This is a genomic window from Nguyenibacter vanlangensis (assembly GCF_013376155.1).
Classification (GTDB): domain Bacteria; phylum Pseudomonadota; class Alphaproteobacteria; order Acetobacterales; family Acetobacteraceae; genus Gluconacetobacter; species Gluconacetobacter vanlangensis.
Genome location: NZ_JABXXP010001067.1, coordinates 1 through 753, shown reverse-complemented (window position 1 = coordinate 753; position 753 = coordinate 1). Strand labels below are relative to the sequence as shown.

Sequence of the window (753 nt, the reverse complement as noted above, 5' to 3'; positions counted from 1 at the left end):
AGCCCCAGGCAGGACAGCGCCAGCAATGACGCCCCCGCCGCAGCCGCCGGCAGCCGGCGCCATGTCCCGCGCGCGGTCCCAGGGTGCGTGGTCCCGGGGTGCCTGGGCCAGGGATGTCTGGAGCTGAGGATGGCGATCGCGATCCCGGTCAGGATCGCGGCGGCCATCCAGGCGCCGACGGCCAGGGGGCTCCATACGGTTCCGGGTCCATCGGTCACAGGCACGTCGATCACACGTCGATCATAGGACGGACCGGATGTCGCTTGCCATGCCTGACGGGTCGTCCAGTTGCGTCATGCCGTAGCGGGCCCGCATATGCCCGTCCGGCCCGACCAGCGTCAGAACCGAGAGATGGTTGATCCGTCCGTCCGAACCCGCGTCCTGCCAGCCGATCCGCCAGGCCCGCGCGATGGATTCCACGTCCCGGGGCCGTCCGGTCAGGCCGATCGGCGCCGGCCGGAAATTGGCCAGGAAATCATGCAATGCGGCCGGCGTGTCATGGGTGGGGTCCAGGGTCACGAACACCACGCGGACCCGTGCGGCGTCACGCCCCAGCCGGTCGAAGACCGGGGCAAGGGCGTTCAGCACCGTGGGGCAGACATCGGGGCAGCGGACATAGCCGAAATAGACCAGAACGGCCTGGCCGCGCAGGGATGCCAGGTCGAACGGCCGGTTTCGATCGTCGCGGAGTTCCAGGGCGGGCGCCGCCGCGGCCGGAACGGCAGAGCCGCTGAACCGGGCGAAGTCGCGGCC

2 protein-coding genes are annotated in these 753 nt (G+C 70.7%); both read right to left on the bottom strand.

The genetic code is table 11. From position 1 onward, the window contains the following. Positions 1-233, bottom strand: a 233-nt coding sequence (locus tag HUK84_RS21260; RefSeq protein WP_176641933.1) for a hypothetical protein, incomplete at its 3' end; no start/stop codon positions are given. 7 nt (positions 234-240) lie between these two features. After that, positions 241-753 (bottom strand): SCO family protein (locus tag HUK84_RS21255; RefSeq protein WP_176641932.1); only part of this gene is annotated, 513 nt, incomplete at its 5' end.